The 16264-nt window shown below is 73.4% G+C and carries 12 protein-coding genes; 5 read left to right on the top strand and 7 right to left on the bottom strand.

All coding sequences use genetic code 11. The features are described from left to right. Positions 1-334 precede the first annotated feature (334 nt). The 3 genes from ACFYQQ_RS36450 to ACFYQQ_RS36440 form a co-directional block, all read right to left on the bottom strand. The gene (locus ACFYQQ_RS36450) at positions 335-1981 is read right to left on the bottom strand and encodes an EAL domain-containing protein (RefSeq protein WP_388906833.1); all 1647 of its coding nucleotides are present in this window, start codon (positions 1979-1981) and stop codon (positions 335-337) included. Positions 1982-2092: 111 nt separating this feature from the next. Then, the gene (locus ACFYQQ_RS36445; RefSeq protein WP_355787249.1) at positions 2093-3283 is read right to left on the bottom strand and encodes a lipid-transfer protein; all 1191 of its coding nucleotides are present in this window, start codon (positions 3281-3283) and stop codon (positions 2093-2095) included. Beyond that, positions 3280-3753, bottom strand: a complete 474-nt coding sequence (locus ACFYQQ_RS36440; protein WP_355787252.1) for a zinc ribbon domain-containing protein — start codon at positions 3751-3753, stop codon at positions 3280-3282. Before ACFYQQ_RS36440 ends, ACFYQQ_RS36445 begins: the two co-directional genes overlap by 4 nt. A gap of 252 nt (positions 3754-4005) precedes the next feature. Here ACFYQQ_RS36440 and ACFYQQ_RS36435 point away from each other — a divergent pair, with 252 nt between their 5' ends. Continuing rightward, positions 4006-4815 carry a M15 family metallopeptidase gene (locus ACFYQQ_RS36435; RefSeq protein WP_388906830.1) on the top strand — a complete coding sequence of 270 codons (810 nt, stop codon included), beginning with the start codon at positions 4006-4008 and terminating at the stop codon, positions 4813-4815. 70 nt (positions 4816-4885) lie between these two features. Continuing rightward, complete coding sequence (locus ACFYQQ_RS36430) at positions 4886-5425, top strand: NUDIX domain-containing protein (protein ID WP_356166371.1); 540 nt, start codon at positions 4886-4888, stop codon at positions 5423-5425. Between the two features lie 58 nt (positions 5426-5483). Here the strand turns inward: ACFYQQ_RS36430 and ACFYQQ_RS36425 are convergent, their stop codons facing one another. Beyond that, on the bottom strand, positions 5484-7850 hold the full coding sequence (locus ACFYQQ_RS36425) for a glycoside hydrolase family 31 protein (RefSeq protein ID WP_388906827.1): 2367 nt from the start codon (positions 7848-7850) through the stop codon (positions 5484-5486). A 213-nt stretch (positions 7851-8063) separates the two neighbouring features. Between ACFYQQ_RS36425 and ACFYQQ_RS36420 the strand changes: the two genes are divergently transcribed. Continuing rightward, the gene (locus ACFYQQ_RS36420; RefSeq protein WP_356242264.1) at positions 8064-10031 is read left to right on the top strand and encodes an acetoacetate--CoA ligase; all 1968 of its coding nucleotides are present in this window, start codon (positions 8064-8066) and stop codon (positions 10029-10031) included. Here the strand turns inward: ACFYQQ_RS36420 and ACFYQQ_RS36415 are convergent, their stop codons facing one another. Next, on the bottom strand, positions 10032-11351 hold the full coding sequence (locus ACFYQQ_RS36415) for an aminotransferase class I/II-fold pyridoxal phosphate-dependent enzyme (protein WP_355784824.1): 1320 nt from the start codon (positions 11349-11351) through the stop codon (positions 10032-10034). 111 nt (positions 11352-11462) lie between these two features. On the opposite strand from ACFYQQ_RS36415, the gene ACFYQQ_RS36410 reads away from it, so the two are divergent. After that, positions 11463-12674 (top strand): MFS transporter, encoded by a 1212-nt coding sequence (locus tag ACFYQQ_RS36410; RefSeq protein ID WP_388906822.1) that lies wholly within the window; start codon positions 11463-11465, stop codon positions 12672-12674. A gap of 22 nt (positions 12675-12696) precedes the next feature. Further along, positions 12697-13587 (top strand): hypothetical protein, encoded by an 891-nt coding sequence (locus ACFYQQ_RS36405; protein ID WP_355790508.1) that lies wholly within the window; start codon positions 12697-12699, stop codon positions 13585-13587. 69 nt (positions 13588-13656) lie between these two features. Here ACFYQQ_RS36405 and ptsP read toward each other — a convergent pair whose 3' ends face one another. Together ptsP and ACFYQQ_RS36395 are read right to left on the bottom strand one after the other, a co-directional pair. Further along, complete coding sequence (ptsP, locus tag ACFYQQ_RS36400; RefSeq protein ID WP_355790505.1) at positions 13657-15327, bottom strand: phosphoenolpyruvate--protein phosphotransferase; 1671 nt, start codon at positions 15325-15327, stop codon at positions 13657-13659. 77 nt (positions 15328-15404) lie between these two features. Beyond that, positions 15405-15854, bottom strand: a complete 450-nt coding sequence (locus tag ACFYQQ_RS36395; RefSeq protein WP_355790503.1) for a PTS glucose transporter subunit IIA — start codon at positions 15852-15854, stop codon at positions 15405-15407. Positions 15855-16264: the final 410 nt, after the last annotated feature.

The following is a 16264-nucleotide window of genomic DNA, read 5'->3' as shown; positions in this document are numbered from 1 at the left end:
TAGCAGCGGAATCGCCCGTGGGGGGATGGCCCTTCGTGCAGGCGGGAACCCGGACGGTACAGCGCCTGAAGACGCCCGAATGCGGCGATGCCGACTGACACCGGGAAGTGTTCACCGGCACTCAGAGGGCGTCAAGGTCGCCGACCGGAACCGTTCGCGACCGTGTGCGAGCCGGGGCCTGCGAACGGCGGCGCCCGGGCCGGTGCGGCGACCGTTCAGCTCCCGGAGCCGGTACGCCGAGCACGCCGAGTCGTCAACACCCTTGCGTGGAAAGGTGGTTGACGGGAGGAACAAGTCGGTGAGCCTCGGCGCTCCGGCCCCGGCCCCGGACGCCTCACCCCACTTCGGCCGCCCCGCATCCCGCCTGTGCCGCCATGGGGCCCGGGCCCCGGCGCACCTCGTGACCGGGCAGTCCCGCCCGCCCCAGGATCCAGCTCGCGCCCGGCAGGGCCTTCGCCGCCTGCTTGAGCGGTGCGAGGCACGCGGCGGCCTGCCGGTGGTCGGTCACCGCGCCGGGCGCGCACAGCACCGTGGCGAGGGACAGCGTCACCGCCATTCCGCCGGCCGACCAGGGGGCGTCGAGCACCGAGGCGGCCACCTGGTCGAGGCCGCCGGGGTCGGCGAGGACCAGGAAGTCGTCGCCCCCGATGTGCCCCACGCGCGTGGCCTCGGACGCGGCGTGCTGCAACACCCGCCCCACCGCCCGGATCAGCTCGTCCCCGGCCGCGAACCCGGCCCCGTCGTTGACCCGTTTGAAGTGGTCGACGTCCAGCCAGCTCAGCGCGAAGGGCCGCCGGGCCGCGATCCGCCGGTCCACCTCCTCGGTGATCGCGTCCGAACCGGGCAGCCGGGTCAGTGGGTTGAGCCCCGCCGCCTCCTCGACCCGGCTCTCGGCCAGCGCCCGTACGAGGTCGGCGAGACGGACGACGCCCACGCACCGCCCGAGCCGGTCGACGACGGCGACATCGTCGGACGTACGGTCCCGGTCGCCGCCCGCGACCACGTCCAGCACCTCCCACGCCGTCGCGTCGACGCCGACCGTGCGCGGCGGGTCACCGAGCTTGGCGGCGGGCCGGTCGGCGTACAGGGCGTGCCCGTACCGCCCCGACATCGACAGCAGGAACCGCGACCGGTGCACCGAGCGCACGGGCACCCCGGAGGCGTCGACGAGCAGCACCCCGGACACGTCGGGCGAGCCGGTGAGCAGCGCCCGCACGCGTCCCGCCGACGCCGTCGCAGGCAGCAGCGCGGCCGGCCGGACGAACTGCCGTACGGAGGGCCCCGACCGGGGCACGGCCGTCACGGCGGGGGAGACGGGCGGCACGTACACGTCGGCGGCGGGCAGCCGCGCCGGCGGGGCGAACAGCTGTCCCTGCGCGAGCTGCGCACCGGCGGCGACCGCGGCCGCGCACTGCGCCTCCGTCTCCACGCCCTCGACGGACAGCAGCGCTCCCGAGTGCTCGCAGAACGTGCGCATCGCCCGCACCGCCGCCGGGCGGCTCAGCAACGACGCGTCGAGCTTGACGAGTTCGGGATCGAGGTCCGCGAGCAGCCGCAGGGGCACGTCGCCGTCCCCGACGCCGTCCGCGCAGATCCGGAAGCCCTCCGCCCGGAGCCCGGCCACCGCCTCCAGGAGCGCGTGCCGGGGCACGTGCGTGTACGGCGGGCCGATGTCGAGGGTGATCTCCCACGTCATCCGCCCGGCCTGCCGTACGGCCTCGCGCAGGTCGGCCAGGCGCCCGAGATCCGCCAGCGTCCCGGCGAACACGTTGACGTGCAAGGGCAGCAGCGTCTCCTTGCGGGCGGCGGCGCGCACGGCCCACGCGGCCACCCGTCCGTCGAGTTCCGGGTCCCGGCGGGCCTGCGCGAGGACGTCCCCGGCCTCCGGACGCGCGAGTATCTCCAGCGCCGCGACCCCTCCGGTCGTCAGGTTGACCACCGGCTGGAAGGCGAAGCGGAGAGTATCCGTCCAGGAGTGCACGGACAGCATGATGGCGCCGCTCGCGCACGCCGGAACGCGATTCACACGCTGTTCACGCAGCATTCCCGCCCGGTCACACTGCGTACGCACACCCGTCCGGGCGCCGCCGGGTCACCGCACCGCGATCACCGACGAACCATGCCCGAACAGCCCCTGGTTGGCGGTGATGCCGACCCGCGCCCCCGCCACCTGCCGGCCCCCGGCGGCGCCCCGCAGCTGCCAAGTCAGCTCGCACACCTGGGCGATGGCCTGCGCCGGGACGGCCTCCCCGAACGACGCGAGGCCGCCGCTCGCGTTCACCGGTGTCCGTCCGCCGAGCGCCGTCGCGCCCTCCCGCAACAGCTTCGCCGCCTCGCCCTCACCGCACAGCCCCATATCCTCGTACCACTGCAACTCCAGCGCCGTGGACAGGTCGTACACCTCGGCCAGCGACAGGTCCTCGGGCCCGACGCCCGCCTCCTCGTACGCGGCACGGGCGATCGACGCGCGGAAGGTCTCACCGGTCGCGGCCACGGCCGCGGCGGAGTCCGTCGCGATGTCCGGCAGGTCCAGCAGGGTGTTGGGATAGCGGGGGGTCACCGTGGACACGGCCCGGATCCGTACGGCCCCGGCCGCGCCGTGCCGCCGGGCGTACTCCGTGCTGGACAGCACCAGGGCCGCGCCGCCGTCCGAGGTCGCGCAGATGTCGAGCAGGCGCAGCGGATCCGCCACCACCGCCGAGCCGGCGACCTCCTCGGCCGTGACCCGCTTGCGGTAGCGGGCGTTCGGGTTCAGGGCGCCCGCGGCGGCGTTCTTCACCTTGACCCGCGCGAAGTCCTCGGGCGTGTCCCCGTGCACGGCCATCCGCCGCCGCGCGTACAGCCCGAAGTACGCGGGGTTGGTCGCCCCGAGGATCCGGAAGCGCAGCCAGTCCGGGTCGTCCGGGCGCTCCCCGCCGGCCGGGCGGAAGAAACCCTTGGGTGCCGCGTCCGCGCCGACCACGAGCACGACGTCCGCGAGCCCCGCGAGGATCTGCGCGCGCGCCGTGTCGACGGCCTGCGCCCCGGAGGCACAGGCCGCGTAGACGCTCGTCACCCGGGCCCCCTGCCAGCCCAGCGCCCTGGCGAACGTCGCGCCCGCCACGTACCCGGGATATCCGCCCCGTACGGTGTCGGCGCCCACGATCGAGCCGATGTCCCGCCAGTCCAGGCCGGCGTCGGCCAATGCGGCCCGGGCGGCCACGGTGCCGTACTCGACGAAGCCCCGGCCCCACTTGCCCCACGGGTGCATGCCCGCGCCGAGTACCGCGACCTCGCCGGTCATGCCGTCACCCCCGGCCCGCCGGACACGCCTCGATCCGCCGTCCCGGCCTCCTTCACCGGCCGCCAGTGCCAGGTCGTCCAGGTCGTCCCCGCGTCCTCGTTCAGCACGCCGGGGACGAGTTCCACCTCCATGCCCACCGCGAGGTCGGCGACGGTGACCCCGTCAGGCGCCTGTCCGAGCACGACGATGCGCTCGGCCTCCAGTTCCGCGGCGATCAACGTGCGGGGCTGCCAGGGGAGTTCGGGGTCGGACACGTAGGGCGCAGGCGGCCGGTAGCGGCTGTCCGTGTACGACCAGACGCGACCGCGCCGGGACAGCGGCGTCTCGGTCAGGTCGCCCCCGCCGCAGCCGGGATTGCGGCAACAGACGTCCTCGCGGGGGAAGAAGACGCTGGCGCACGCCGAGCAGCGCGTGCCGAGCAGGCGGAAACCGTCCTCGTCCTCTTCCTGGGTGAACCAACCGGCCACCACCGGTGTGCGGGTACGCGGCAAGGGTCCTCCAGAGAACGGGATCTGACGGGACGTCAGAAGTGTGTCACGGGTGCCGCCGATTGGGCAGGGCGGCCGCGGAGAACCGGACACCCCGGCGCGCGGAGGTCCACAGCCACGGGGTGTCGCGGCATCCTCGGACGTGCGACGCGTCGGGCTCCAGATCCCCCGAGGCGCGCGGACCGTATGCGATCCCTTCCCAGACGGAACCCCGGCCTGATAGACGCAAGGGTCATGACACGACTCTCCACCGCGCTGCGGGGCCTGGTGACCACACTCGCGGCCCTGCTGTCCGTGACCGCCGCCTCCGCCACCGCCCGCGCCGAACCGGGACCGAGGGCGCCCGAGGACTTCGTGGCCCTCAGGTCCGTCGACCCTACGATCCTCCAAGACATGCGGTACTTCACGCCGCACAACTTCGTGGGCGAGCGCGTCGACGGATACCGTCAGCCGCTCTGCATCCTGACCCGGCCCGCCGCCGAGGCACTGCACAAGGCGCAGACGAAGCTGCTGCGGCGCGGCTACAGCCTCAAGGTCTACGACTGCTACCGCCCGCAGCGAGCGGTGGACCATTTCGTGCGCTGGGCCGAGGACCTCGACGACCAGCGGATGAAGGCGGAGTTCTATCCGCGGGTCGACAAGACCCGCCTGTTCGAGGACGGTTACATCGCCGAGAAGTCCGGGCACAGCCGCGGCTCCACCACCGACCTCACCATCGTCCGGCTGCCGGCCCGCCCGACGCGCCCTCACGTCCCCGGGCAGCCCCTTCTGCCCTGCTACGCGCCCCAGAAGGAGCGCTTCCCCGACAACTCCGTGGACATGGGCACGGGTTACGACTGCTTCGACACCCTCGCGCACACCCTGGACCCGCGCGTCCAGGGCGAACAGCGCGCCAACAGGCTGCTTCTGAAGAGCACCCTCGAAGGCCTCGGTTTCGTCAACCTGGCCGAGGAGTGGTGGCACTACACGTACAAGCCGGAGCCCTACCCGGACACCTACTTCGACTTCCCGGTGTCCCGGAAGTCGCTGAACCCGTCCCACTGAGCCGAGAGTCCGAAGGCGCTCCGGACACCTCCCCGACGGGGCTCCCGACTTGATCGGATACAGTCCGCGCGTGTCCGTAACCCACCACCCGCCGACGGCCGGCCCCGCGCCGGACTCCCACTGTTCGAGCTGCGGAGCGCCCTACGGGGAGGGCGTCTCCGGCTGGCCCCGCACCTGCGCCGCGTGCGCCACGGTCGCCTACCGCAACCCACTTCCCGTCGCGGTGGCCCTGCAGCCCGTCTACGACACCCAGGGCGCCGCCCTGGTGGTCATCACCCGGACGATCGCCCCCGCGCGCGGAGGCATCGCCCTGCCCGGCGGCTTCGTCGACCACCGTGAGGACTGGCGGCACGCCGTCGTGCGGGAACTCCAGGAGGAGACGGGCATCGAGGCGGCGAGCCGCGAAGTGCGGCTCATCGACGCGATGAGCTCTCCCGACGGGCACCTGCTGCTCTTCGGGCTCCTCCCCGAACGCCCCGCCGCCGGACTCCCCGAGTCCGCCGCCACGGACGAGACGGAGGGCTGGCACCTGCTGCGCAGGCCGACCGAACTCGCCTTCCCCCTGCACACGCTGGCCGTCCGGGCCTGGTTCGACGGCCGCTACATCTGAGCGACGCCCCGGGCCGCCGAGCCCGGGGCATGCCATACGTCCGCGGCCCCGCCGCCGCTCAGCCGGCCCCGAGCCCGCGCAGCCGCACCCGGTGGAGCGGCTCGCCCGGGCCGCCGTCGGACTCCCGCTCGACCACCAGCCGCCGCCCCTCCCAGCGCGTCACATAGCGCTCGATCTCCGGCTCGTCCCACCCGTCCCCGGCGTCGGCCACCACCAGCCCGCCCCCGGTGCGGCCCCGCGCGGGCGCCCACACCTCCAGCTCCAGAACCCCGTCGTCGCCCCGCACGGGCACCACGGCACCCGCGCGCGCGAGCACCGGAATCCGTGACAGGGGGGCGTCGACCAGCACCTGGGCGGGCCCCTCGTACGCCCTTCCCGTCGCGGTGTCGTACCAGCGCCCGCGCGGCAGCCGCACCGCACGCCGGTCCGCCCCCGGACCGAGCACCGGAGCCACCAGCAGACAGTCACCGAGCAGGAAGGCGTCCTCGCAGTCGCGCAGCGCCCGGTCCTCGGCCGCACCCCACCACAGAGGACGCACGTAGGGCGCCCCCGTACGGCGGGCGAGGTGCGCCAGTGTCATGAAGTACGGCAGCAGGCGGCGCCGTTCGGCGAGCGCCACACGCGCGTGGGCCAGCACGTCGTCACCGAACTCCCAGGGCTCCCGGCGGCCCGCCCGGGGCCCGGCGTGCGTACGGAACAGCGGGAGGTAGGCGCCCAGTTGGAACCACCGCAGGTACAGCTCCGGTGACGGGCGTCCGTCGGACCCGCCCACGTCGGCTCCCGAGTAGGGCACCCCGCTGAGCCCGAGGCCCATCACCAGCGACAGCGACGCCCGCAGCCCCGGCCAGCCCGTCGCCACACCGCCCGACCAGGCACCACCGTAGCGCTGCATCCCGGCCCATCCGGAACGCGAGAGCACGAACGGCCGCTCCCCGGGCGCCAGTTCGCGCAGCCCCTCGTACCCGGCCCGCGCCATGCCCAGCGCGTACACGTTGTGCGCCTCGCGATGGTCCCCGCCGGTGCCCTCCAGGAAGTGCCGGGCCGAACGCGGCAGGGTGTTCTCCCCGAACGCCGCGAACGACGTCGGCTCGTTCATGTCGTGCCGGAACCCGGCGAACCCCTGCGCCAGCCGCTCCTCGTAGAGCCGTCCCCACCACCGCCGCACCCGCGGGTCTGTGAAGTCCGGGAACACGGACCGGCCGGGCCGGGCCGGTGCCTCGACCGGCTTCCCGCCGCCGTCGCGCAGGAAGACGTCCTCGGCCGCCCCGCTGTCGTGGACGGCGACGCCCGGCGCCGCGGCGACCGCCGGGTCCACGACCGAGACCAGCCGGATCCCGTCGCGCCGCAGTTCGTCGGCGAGCACCGGCAGCTTGGGGAACCGCTCCCGGTCCACCGTGAACACCCGGCGCGCCTCGTGGTGGTCGACATCGAGGTGGACCGCCCCGAGCGGCAGGTCGCGCTCCTGGTAGCCCCCGACGATCCGCCGCACCTCCTGCTCGCCGCCGAAGTCCGACCGCCCGTGGTGGTGCCCGAGCGCCCAGGCCGGCGGCAGCGCGGGCGCCCCGGTGAGCGCGGACCAGGCGTGCAGCACGCGCGCGGGGGTGCCCACCAGGACCCAGCAGCGCAGCGGCCCGCCCTCCATCCGGAGCCGGCACGTGCCGAGCCGGTCGTGCCCGGAACCGGCGCCCTCCTCGCCCTCCCCGAGCGTCACCGCGCCATCCCACGGGTTGTCGTGGAACACGAGATGGGTGCCCGCGTCGGACACCACCAGCTGCACCGGCATGGTGATGTGCAGCGGGTCCTCGCCCGGCACGAGGGCGCGCCCAGGATCCGTGTTCCACAGCCGGTAGGTGCCGTCGCGCAGCCGCGCCCCGGCGGCGCGCCCGCCCAGGCCGAAGAACCGCGCGTCCGCCGCCACCTCAGAGCGCTGCATCCAGCGCGCCGCGCCCCCCTCGGCCGACTCCCACCAGCGGGGCGGCAGATCACGGCGCAGCGTCACCCCGCCTGGCGTACGCACCTCGATCGCCCCGTGCCGCGACACGGCGACGGTGAGGCGCTCGGCCACGATCCGCCACCCCCCGTCCTTGTCGGGCTCCAGCACGGCCCGGGGGTCCGGTTCGGGGCAGCCGCCCGACAGGGCGTGCGACGGCAGGGGCCCGGCCCCGTCCCAGCCCCAGAACAGCGACCCGTTCGCCGCCACGCTGACCTGGAGCTCCGAGCGCGTGAACTTGATGACGCCGCCCCCGGGGCCCGGCTCGACGCCGAGCACAGGACCGGGCACCCGCGCCCGCTCGGCCCCCCGCCGCGGCAGACCCGCGGCGTCCGTACGCCTCCTGCGCCACGCGGCCCGCACGGTGCGCAACCCTTGAGTGGCACCCCCCGAGCCGACCGATATCACCGAACGCACCAGGTCACGACCGTCCATGCTGTTCAGCCTGCCATTCACGAGGCCCCGGAGGAGGGCCGTTCAACTGCCGTTCACCCGTGGTGTGGGCACATCTTCACGACACCGACTATGTGCGGCGCACCCTGGTGCGGAAGTCGATCACATGGCATCGTCCGTGTCAGCCGCGTGACGCGCACACCCCTGCCCGTGCGCGACCGACGCACACGACGCGCACAGTCCGGGAGCCGCCCCATGTCCTCAGCGAACGCCTCGCCGCTCTGGCAGCCCGACCGGGAACGGATCGACCGGGCACAGGTCACCAGGTTCCAGTCCTGGGCGGCCGAACACCACGGAGCCCCGGCCTCGGGCGGCTACGCGGCGCTGCACCGCTGGTCCGTCGACGAGCTGGACACGTTCTGGAAAGCCGTCACCGAGTGGTTCGACGTACGGTTCTCCACCCCCTGCACGCGCGTGCTCGGCGACCGCTCGATGCCCGGCGCCGAGTGGTTCCCCGGGGCCACCCTGAACTACGCCGAGCACGCCCTGCGCGCGGCGGGGACCCGCGCGGACGAGCCCGCCCTGCTGTACGTCGACGAGACCCACGAGCCGAGCCCCGTGACCTGGGCGGAGCTACGCCGCCAGGTCGCTTCCCTGACGGCCGAGCTGCGCTCCCTCGGGGTGCGCCCCGGGGACCGGATCAGCGGCTACCTCCCGAACATCCCGCAGGCCGTGGTGGCGCTGCTCGCCACGGCCGCCGTGGGCGGCGTGTGGACCTCGTGCGCCCCGGACTTCGGCGCCCGCAGCGTCCTGGACCGCTTCCAGCAGGTCGAGCCGGTCGTCCTGTTCACCGTCGACGGCTACCGCTACGGCGGCAAGGAGCACGACCGCCGCGACACCGTCGCCGAGCTGCGCCGCGAACTGCCCACCCTGCGCGCCGTCGTGCACATCCCGCTGCTGGGCACCGAGGCCCCCGAGGGCACCCTGGAGTGGTCGGCGCTGACCGCCGCCGACGTGGAGCCCGTCTTCGAGCAGGTCCCCTTCGACCACCCGCTGTGGGTCCTGTACTCCTCGGGCACGACCGGCCTGCCGAAGGCGATCGTCCAGTCCCAGGGCGGCATCCTCGTCGAGCACCTCAAACAGCTCGGCCTGCACTGCGACCTGGGACCGGAGGACCGCTTCTTCTGGTACACGTCCACCGGCTGGATGATGTGGAACTTCCTCGTCTCCGGCCTGCTCACGGGCACCACGATCGTCCTGTACGACGGCAGCCCCGGGTACCCGGACACAGGAGCCCAGTGGCGTATCGCCGAGCGCACGGGAGCCACCCTCTACGGCACCTCGGCGGCCTACGTCATGGCGTGCCGCAAGGCGGGCGTCCACCCCTCCCGGGACTTCGACCTCTCGCGCGTCCAGTGCGTGGCCACCACGGGCTCGCCGCTGCCTCCCGACGGGTTCCGCTGGCTGCACGACGAGGTCCGCGACGACCTGTGGATCGCCTCGGTCAGCGGCGGCACGGACGTGTGCTCGTGCTTCGCGGGCGCCGTGCCCACCCTCCCGGTCCACATCGGCGAACTCCAGGCGCCGGGCCTCGGCACGGACCTCCAGTCCTGGGACCCGGCCGGCAAGCCCGTGATCGACGAGGTCGGCGAGCTCGTGGTCACCAACCCCATGCCGTCGATGCCCGTCCGCTTCTGGAACGACCCCGACGGCAGCCGCTACCACGGCAGCTACTTCGACACGTATCCCGGAGTGTGGCGCCACGGCGACTGGATCACCGTCACCTCGCGCGGCTCCGTCGTCATCCACGGCCGCTCCGACTCCACGCTGAACCGGCAGGGCGTGCGCATGGGGTCCGCCGACATCTACGAGGCCGTCGAACGGCTCCCGGAGATCAAGGAATCGCTCGTCATCGGCGTCGAACAGCCCGACGGCGGCTACTGGATGCCGCTCTTCGTGCACCTCGCGCCCGGCGCCGTGCTCGACGACGCCCTGCTGGACCGCATCAGGCGCACGATCCGCGAGCAGCTCTCGCCACGGCACGTGCCCGACGAGGTGATCGAGGTCCCCGGCGTCCCGCACACCCTCACGGGCAAGCGCATCGAGGTCCCGGTCAAGCGCCTCCTCCAGGGCGCCTCCCTGGAGAAGGCCGTCAACGTCGGGTCCGTGGACGACGTCGAACTCCTGCGCTTCTACGAGGACCTGGCCCGCAAGCGCTCCTGATCAACCCCCGTAGGTGGCCTCGGACTCGCCGAGCACGGCGGCGAAGTCCGAGGCCAGCCGCAGCGCGTCGGCCGGCTCCAGATCCGCGACCGAGATCCGCACACCCGGCCCGGACGCCAGCCGGAACCGCGCCCCCGCCGCGACCCACCAGCCGTGCGAGCGCAGCCCGTTGACGACGGCGGACTCGTCCCGCACGGGCACCCACACGTTCATCCCGCTCACTCCGCGGGCCTCGACGCCGTGCCGGGCGAGCTCGCCGACGAGCGCGCTCCGGCGCTGCGCGTAACTCTCCCCGGCACGCGTCACCGACGCGCGCGTGGCCTCGTCCGCCAGCAGGCCGTGGACGGTCTCCTGCAGCAGATGGCTGACCCAGCCCGAGGTCAGCAGCAGCCGGCCGTCGTGCCGGGCCAGGGTCGTCGGATCGCAGGCCGCCGCGGCCCACCGCAGGTCCGTCCCCAGGAACTTGCTCACCGTCCGCACGTGCACCCAGCGCGCCAGACCGCCGGACGTCAGCGTGTGCAGCGGGGCGCCCGCCACCGCGGACGCGTGGTCGTTCTCCACGACCAGCACCTCGGGCCGCTCCCGCAGCACCGCGACCAGCGCGTCACGGCGCGCCACGGAGAAGCAGCCGCCGCACGGGTTCTGCGCCCGTGGACTGCACACCACCGCGCGCACACCCGCCCGCACCGCGGCGCGCAACGCGTCGGGGCGGATCCCCTGGTCGTCCACCGCCACCGGCACCGTACGCAGGTCCAGCGCCGTGACCAGGTCCAGCAGGTGGTGGTAGCCGGGGTCCTCCATCGCGACGGCGTCGCCCGGCCGCAGCTCCACGGACAGCAGCCGCCCGATCAGGTCCAGCGCGCCGTGCGCGAAGGTCACGCCCTCGGTGGGCACGCCGTCCGGAGCCAGCCACGCGCGGACCGCCTGCTCCAGCTGCGCCAGCCGGGGCGTGCCACGGTGCGACCGCGCCCCGGGGGAGAGTCGCGACGGCGGCACCAGCCGGGGCAGGAACGCGGGGTCCGGATGCCCGCCGGCCAGATCGCGCACGCCGGGCGGCACCTTGGGCGGCCGCCGCGAGGCGACCGTGGGCGCGGCGGCGACGACGGTCCCGCCGCGCCCGCGTGTCACCACGATTCCGCGTCGGCGCAGCTCCTGATAGGCCGTCGCGACCGTCCCCGGGCTCACCCCGAGTCCGTCGGCGAGACGCCGCACCGGCGGCAGGGCGTCCCCGGGGTTCAACGCTCCTTCGGCCACGCCGCGTTCGACGGACGCGGCAATTCCCTTGGCTGTCGTACCAGCGATCCCATATTGTGTTGCCACGTTACCAAGTATGTATCAATACATAACTGGAAGCAAGGGGGAGCAGTGAGTCCGACACGCCGCGCGGCCGGATGGGCGACACGCATACCGGGAGGCCCCGACGGCCGGAGAATGCTCTGGATCGCGCTCGTCGACCGGATCGGCAGCGGCCTGTGGGCCTCCGTCTCCGTCCTGTACTTCACCTATGTCACCGGCCTCTCCGTCGCCGAGGTCGGCACCCTCGTCGCCGTCTCCGGAGCCATCGGCATCGCCGGCGCACCGCTCGGTGGCCGCATCGCCGACCGCCTGCCGCTCACCCATGTCCTGATCGCCCTGCAACTCCTGCGCGCCGCCGCCTCCCTCGCCCTGCTGACCACCGACGACTACGTGCTCCTGCTGGTGTTCTCGGCGGCCGGCAGCCTCGGCGACCGGGCCGCCAACGTCCTCACCAAGCTCTACGCGGCACGCGTGGCGGGCCCCGACCGCGTCCGCTACCAGGCCGTGAACCGCACGGTCGCCAACGCGGGCTGGGCCGTGGGCGGCCTGGTCGCGGCGGCGGCCCTCGCCGTCGGCACCACGGCGGCCTACCGGTGGCTCCTCGTGGGCGACGCCCTCTCCTTCGCCGTCGTCGCACTCCTCACCCGCCGCTGCGGCGAGCCGCCGTCCCCGTCGCGCACCGTCGCCGCCTCCGGAAAACCCGTCCCGACGACGGCGAGGACGACCGGCCCCTGGCGGGACCGCACCTACCTGGCCTACGTCGCCACCGAAACCGTCCTCTTCCTCGACGACGCGGTGTTCAAGGTCGGCCTGCCCCTGTGGATCGCCCACGGCAGCGACGCACCGCACGGCCTCGCACCCCTGCTCATGGTCCTCAACAACGTCATGGTCGTGGCCCTCCAGGTCCCCCTGGCCCGATTCGGCGCCACCACCGCGGCCGCCCGCGCCCTGCTCCTCCCGCTCTCCGCCGTCTTCGCCCTCGGCGGCGTCCTGATGGCCCTCTCCAGCACCGGCGGAACCGTGACCGCGACCCTGACTCTCACCGCCGCGGCCGTCGCCTTCACCGTCGCCGAGATGATGCACGCGACCGTCTCCTGGGACCTGTCCGTCGCCCTCGCCCCCGACACCGCACAGGGCAGCTACCTCGGCGTCCACGGGCTCGCCCAGTCCGTCCAGCGCAGCCTCGGGCCACTCGCCGTGACCGCGGCCATCGCCACCGGCCCCGCCGGATGGACCGTCTTCGGCGCGGTCATCGCCCTGACCTGCGGATTCCAGCACCGCCTGGTCCGCGACCGGCTCCGAGAGCAGCCGTTGTCAGTGCCCCCGATTACTGTGAGTGAGCATTGATCGACCGTGCACAGGGGGAACCATGCCGCACACCCGACACCAGACCATGCGACGCGTGCTGCGCCGCGAGATCGCCGGCACCATCGGCCTGCTCACCGACGAAGAGGACTTCGCCGCGATGCGGCGCTACCGCACCTTCACCTTCGACGACCACCGGACCTACCTCCAGCAGGTCGAAGCCCTGCTCAGGACACTCGCCGCCCAGGGCGGCCACACCACCGTCGCCCTCTTCGACCCGGAGGAGTACGCCGCGTTCTGCTCCGACACCGGCCTCGACCCCGACGCCCCGGCCAGCCGCACCCGCTTCACAGCCGAGCTCGCCGCGACGGGCCCCGCCCTCCCGTACGAGGGCCAGCCCCTCGCCGACCTGGTCCCGGACCTCGTCGACGAGGCCGTACGACAGGCGACCTGGGAGTACGCGACCACCGTCCTGGCCGGCATCGGCGACTGCGCGTCCTGCGGCGAGGACATCGGACAGGCCGCCTTCGCCCGGGCCACCCACCTGCTCACCCGCATCCTCGACACCGCGGGCCCCGGCGAGCGCCACCTGGTGTGCAGCGTCTCCACCACGCCGGAGTCGCTCATGGCCGTCCTCCACGCCGAGGCCACCGAGGACGCCGCCGGCCTGGACGAGAGCGAGGCCCTGGAGTTCGCCACGGTCCTGGCCCTCGGCATCGCCACCCAGGCCCCGGGCGGACTCGTCATGCGCACCAGCGCTCCCGGCACCACCGACCGGATCTACGGCTGGCGCCTGCGCGGCGAAGGACTGGTACCGCTGACGGCCGCCGAGGTCTTCGACGCCTACTGCACCGACATCGACTCCGGAGACCTCGTCTCCCCGGAGTCCGGCGTCGACTACTGCGTACCACCCGACCTGGGGGAGGAGGAACCCGGCAGGGGGCACAGGCACTGAACGCGCGAGGGGCGCCCCACCCGCAGGTGGAGCGCCCCTCGCGCACAGCCGATCACTCGGAATGCGGCCCTACTCGCCCGACAGCACCGCCTGAGCCGCGTTCCGCGCCTCCTCGGCGGTGTCCGCGGCCCGGGCGGCGGCGGCCGCCCGCTCGCACTGCGCGAGCGTGTACTTCGCCAGCGTCGACCGCACATAGGGAATGGACGCCGCCCCCATCGACAGGGAGGTCACCCCGAGACCCGTCAGCACACAGGCCAGCAGCGGGTCCGACGCGGCCTCGCCGCAGACACCGCAGCTCTTGCCCTCGGCCCTGGCCGCCTCGGCGGACAGCGCCACCAGGTCCAGCAGCGCGGGCTGCCACGGGTCCTGCAGCCGGGACACCGCACCCACCTGCCGGTCGGCCGCGAAGGTGTACTGCGCGAGGTCGTTGGTCCCGAGCGACAGGAACTCGACCTCCTGCAGGATCGAGCGCGCCCGCAGCGCGGCCGACGGGATCTCGACCATCGCGCCGAACTTGGCCCGCAGCCCGGCCTCGCGGCACGCGTCGGCGAACGCCTTCGCGTCGATGCGGTCCGCCACCATCGGCGCCATGACCTCGAGATGGACCGGCAGACCCTCGGAAGCCTTGGCGAGCGCGGTCAGCTGGGTGCGCAGCACGTCGGGGTGGTCGAGCAGCGAGCGCAGTCCCCGCACACCCAGCGCGGGGTTGGGCTCGTCCGCCGGGGTCAGGAAGTCGAGCGGCTTGTCCGCGCCGGCGTCGAGCACCCGCACGACCACACGGCCCTCGGGGAACGCCTCCAGCACCTGGCGGTAGGCCTCCACCTGCTTCTCCTCGGACGGCGCGTTCTCGCTGTCGTCCAGGAAGAGGAACTCGGTACGGAACAGGCCGACGCCCTCGGCACCCGCCTCGACCGCGGCCGGCACGTCAGCGGGACCGCCGACGTTCGCGAGCAGCGGCACCTTGTGCCCGTCGGAGGTGGCGCCGGGGCCCGTCGACGCGGACAGCGCCGCCCTGCGCTCGGCCGCCGCGGCCTCCAGCTGCGCCTTCTTCTCGGCGCTCGGCTCCACGAAGATCTCACCGGTGCTGCCGTCCACGGCGACGACCGTGCCCTCGGCGAGCTCGCCCGCACCGGGAAGGGCCACCACGGCCGGCACACCGAGCGCCCGCGCCAGGATCGCGCTGTGGCTGGTGGGACCGCCCTCCTCGGTGACGAAACCGAGGACGAGCGTCGGGTCGAGCAGCGCGGTGTCCGCCGGCGCGAGGTCACGCGCGATGAGGACGTACGGCTCGTCGCTGTCCGGGACACCCGGCATGGGCACCCCGAGCAGCCGGGCGACGATACGGTTCCGTACGTCGTCCAGGTCGGCCACCCGCCCGGCGAGGTACTCACCGGCACCGGCGAGCAGCGCACGGTAGGAGGCGAACGCGTCGTAGACGCCGCGCTCAGCGGTGCTGCCGACGGCGATACGCCGTTCCACGTCCGCCATCAGCTCGGGGTCCTGGGCCATCATGGCCTGCGCCTCGAGCACCGCCTGCGCCTCGCCGCCGGCCAGGTTGCCGCGTGCCGTCAGATCGGCCGCCACAGCTTCCACGGCCTTGCGGGCGCGCCCCTGTTCGCGCTCCGCGTCCTCCGCGGGAATCTGCTTGGCAGGCGGTTCGAGGACCGCCGTTCCCATGTGCCGAACCTCGCCGATCGCCACACCGTGGCTCACGCCGACGCCTCGCAGCATTGTCTCCATCTCACCCGTCTCCGATAGTGCGGCGAGCCCCGCCGCCGCGGTGGTTGTCCTGTCGCCGCCCGGGGACGGCACTGCCGTCACTGCCAGCCGAAGAGGCTGTCGCCGGCCTTCACGTCGCCGTCCTCGCGGAGCTCGGAGAGGGACTCGGCCGTCGCCTCCAGTGCCACGACCGGGCACACCGGGGACTTGCCGGCGGCCTCGACGGCGGCGGGGTTCCAGCGGATCACGGACTGGCCGCGGGTCACGGTGTCGCCCTTGTTGACGAGCAGGTCGAAGCCCTCGCCGTTGAGCTGCACGGTGTCGATGCCGAGGTGGGTGAGGACGCCGTGGCCCTCACCGTCCACCACGACGAAGGCGTGCGGGTGGAGCGAGACGATGACTCCGTCCACGGGCGACACCGCCTCGGAGGGCTCACGCACGGGGTCGATGGCCGTGCCGGGGCCGACCATGGCTCCGGAGAAGACGGGGTCCGGCACTGCGGCGAGCCCGATGGCGCGACCTGCAAGAGGGGACGTCACGGTGGTCATGGGAAGCCTCCCAGGGGTGGAGATCCAAATGGGCCGTCACTCCCTGTATCGGACGGCGCACTGTTCAGCAGCGTATGTCAGATGAACTGCCGGTTCCGCACGATAGCTCCCGAGTAGAGGTCTAGACCACCTCTCCAACGGATTTGCACCCACTCGGGGGCCGGAGGTACAGTCGTAGACCTGCTTGGGGCTGAGCGATGCGGCAACGCGTCCTTGCCCGGCAGCACCCAAACTTGTCAGATCCTATCTCGGGATCCGTTCCCCATGTCCGGGGGCCGGTGGTCAGGGAGACGGAAAATCACTGATAGAGTTTGCAACGCAAGACCGAAGGGAAGCGCCCGGAGGAAAGCCCGAGAGGGTGAGTACAAAGGAAGCGTCCGTTCCTTGAGAACTCAACAGCGTGCCAAAAA

The sequence above is a fragment of the Streptomyces sp. NPDC005496 genome, from assembly GCF_042872045.1.
In the GTDB taxonomy this organism is placed as follows: domain Bacteria; phylum Actinomycetota; class Actinomycetes; order Streptomycetales; family Streptomycetaceae; genus Streptomyces.
The sequence above is the reverse complement of the archived record's forward strand: the minus strand, read 5'-3'. Positions and strand labels throughout refer to the sequence as shown.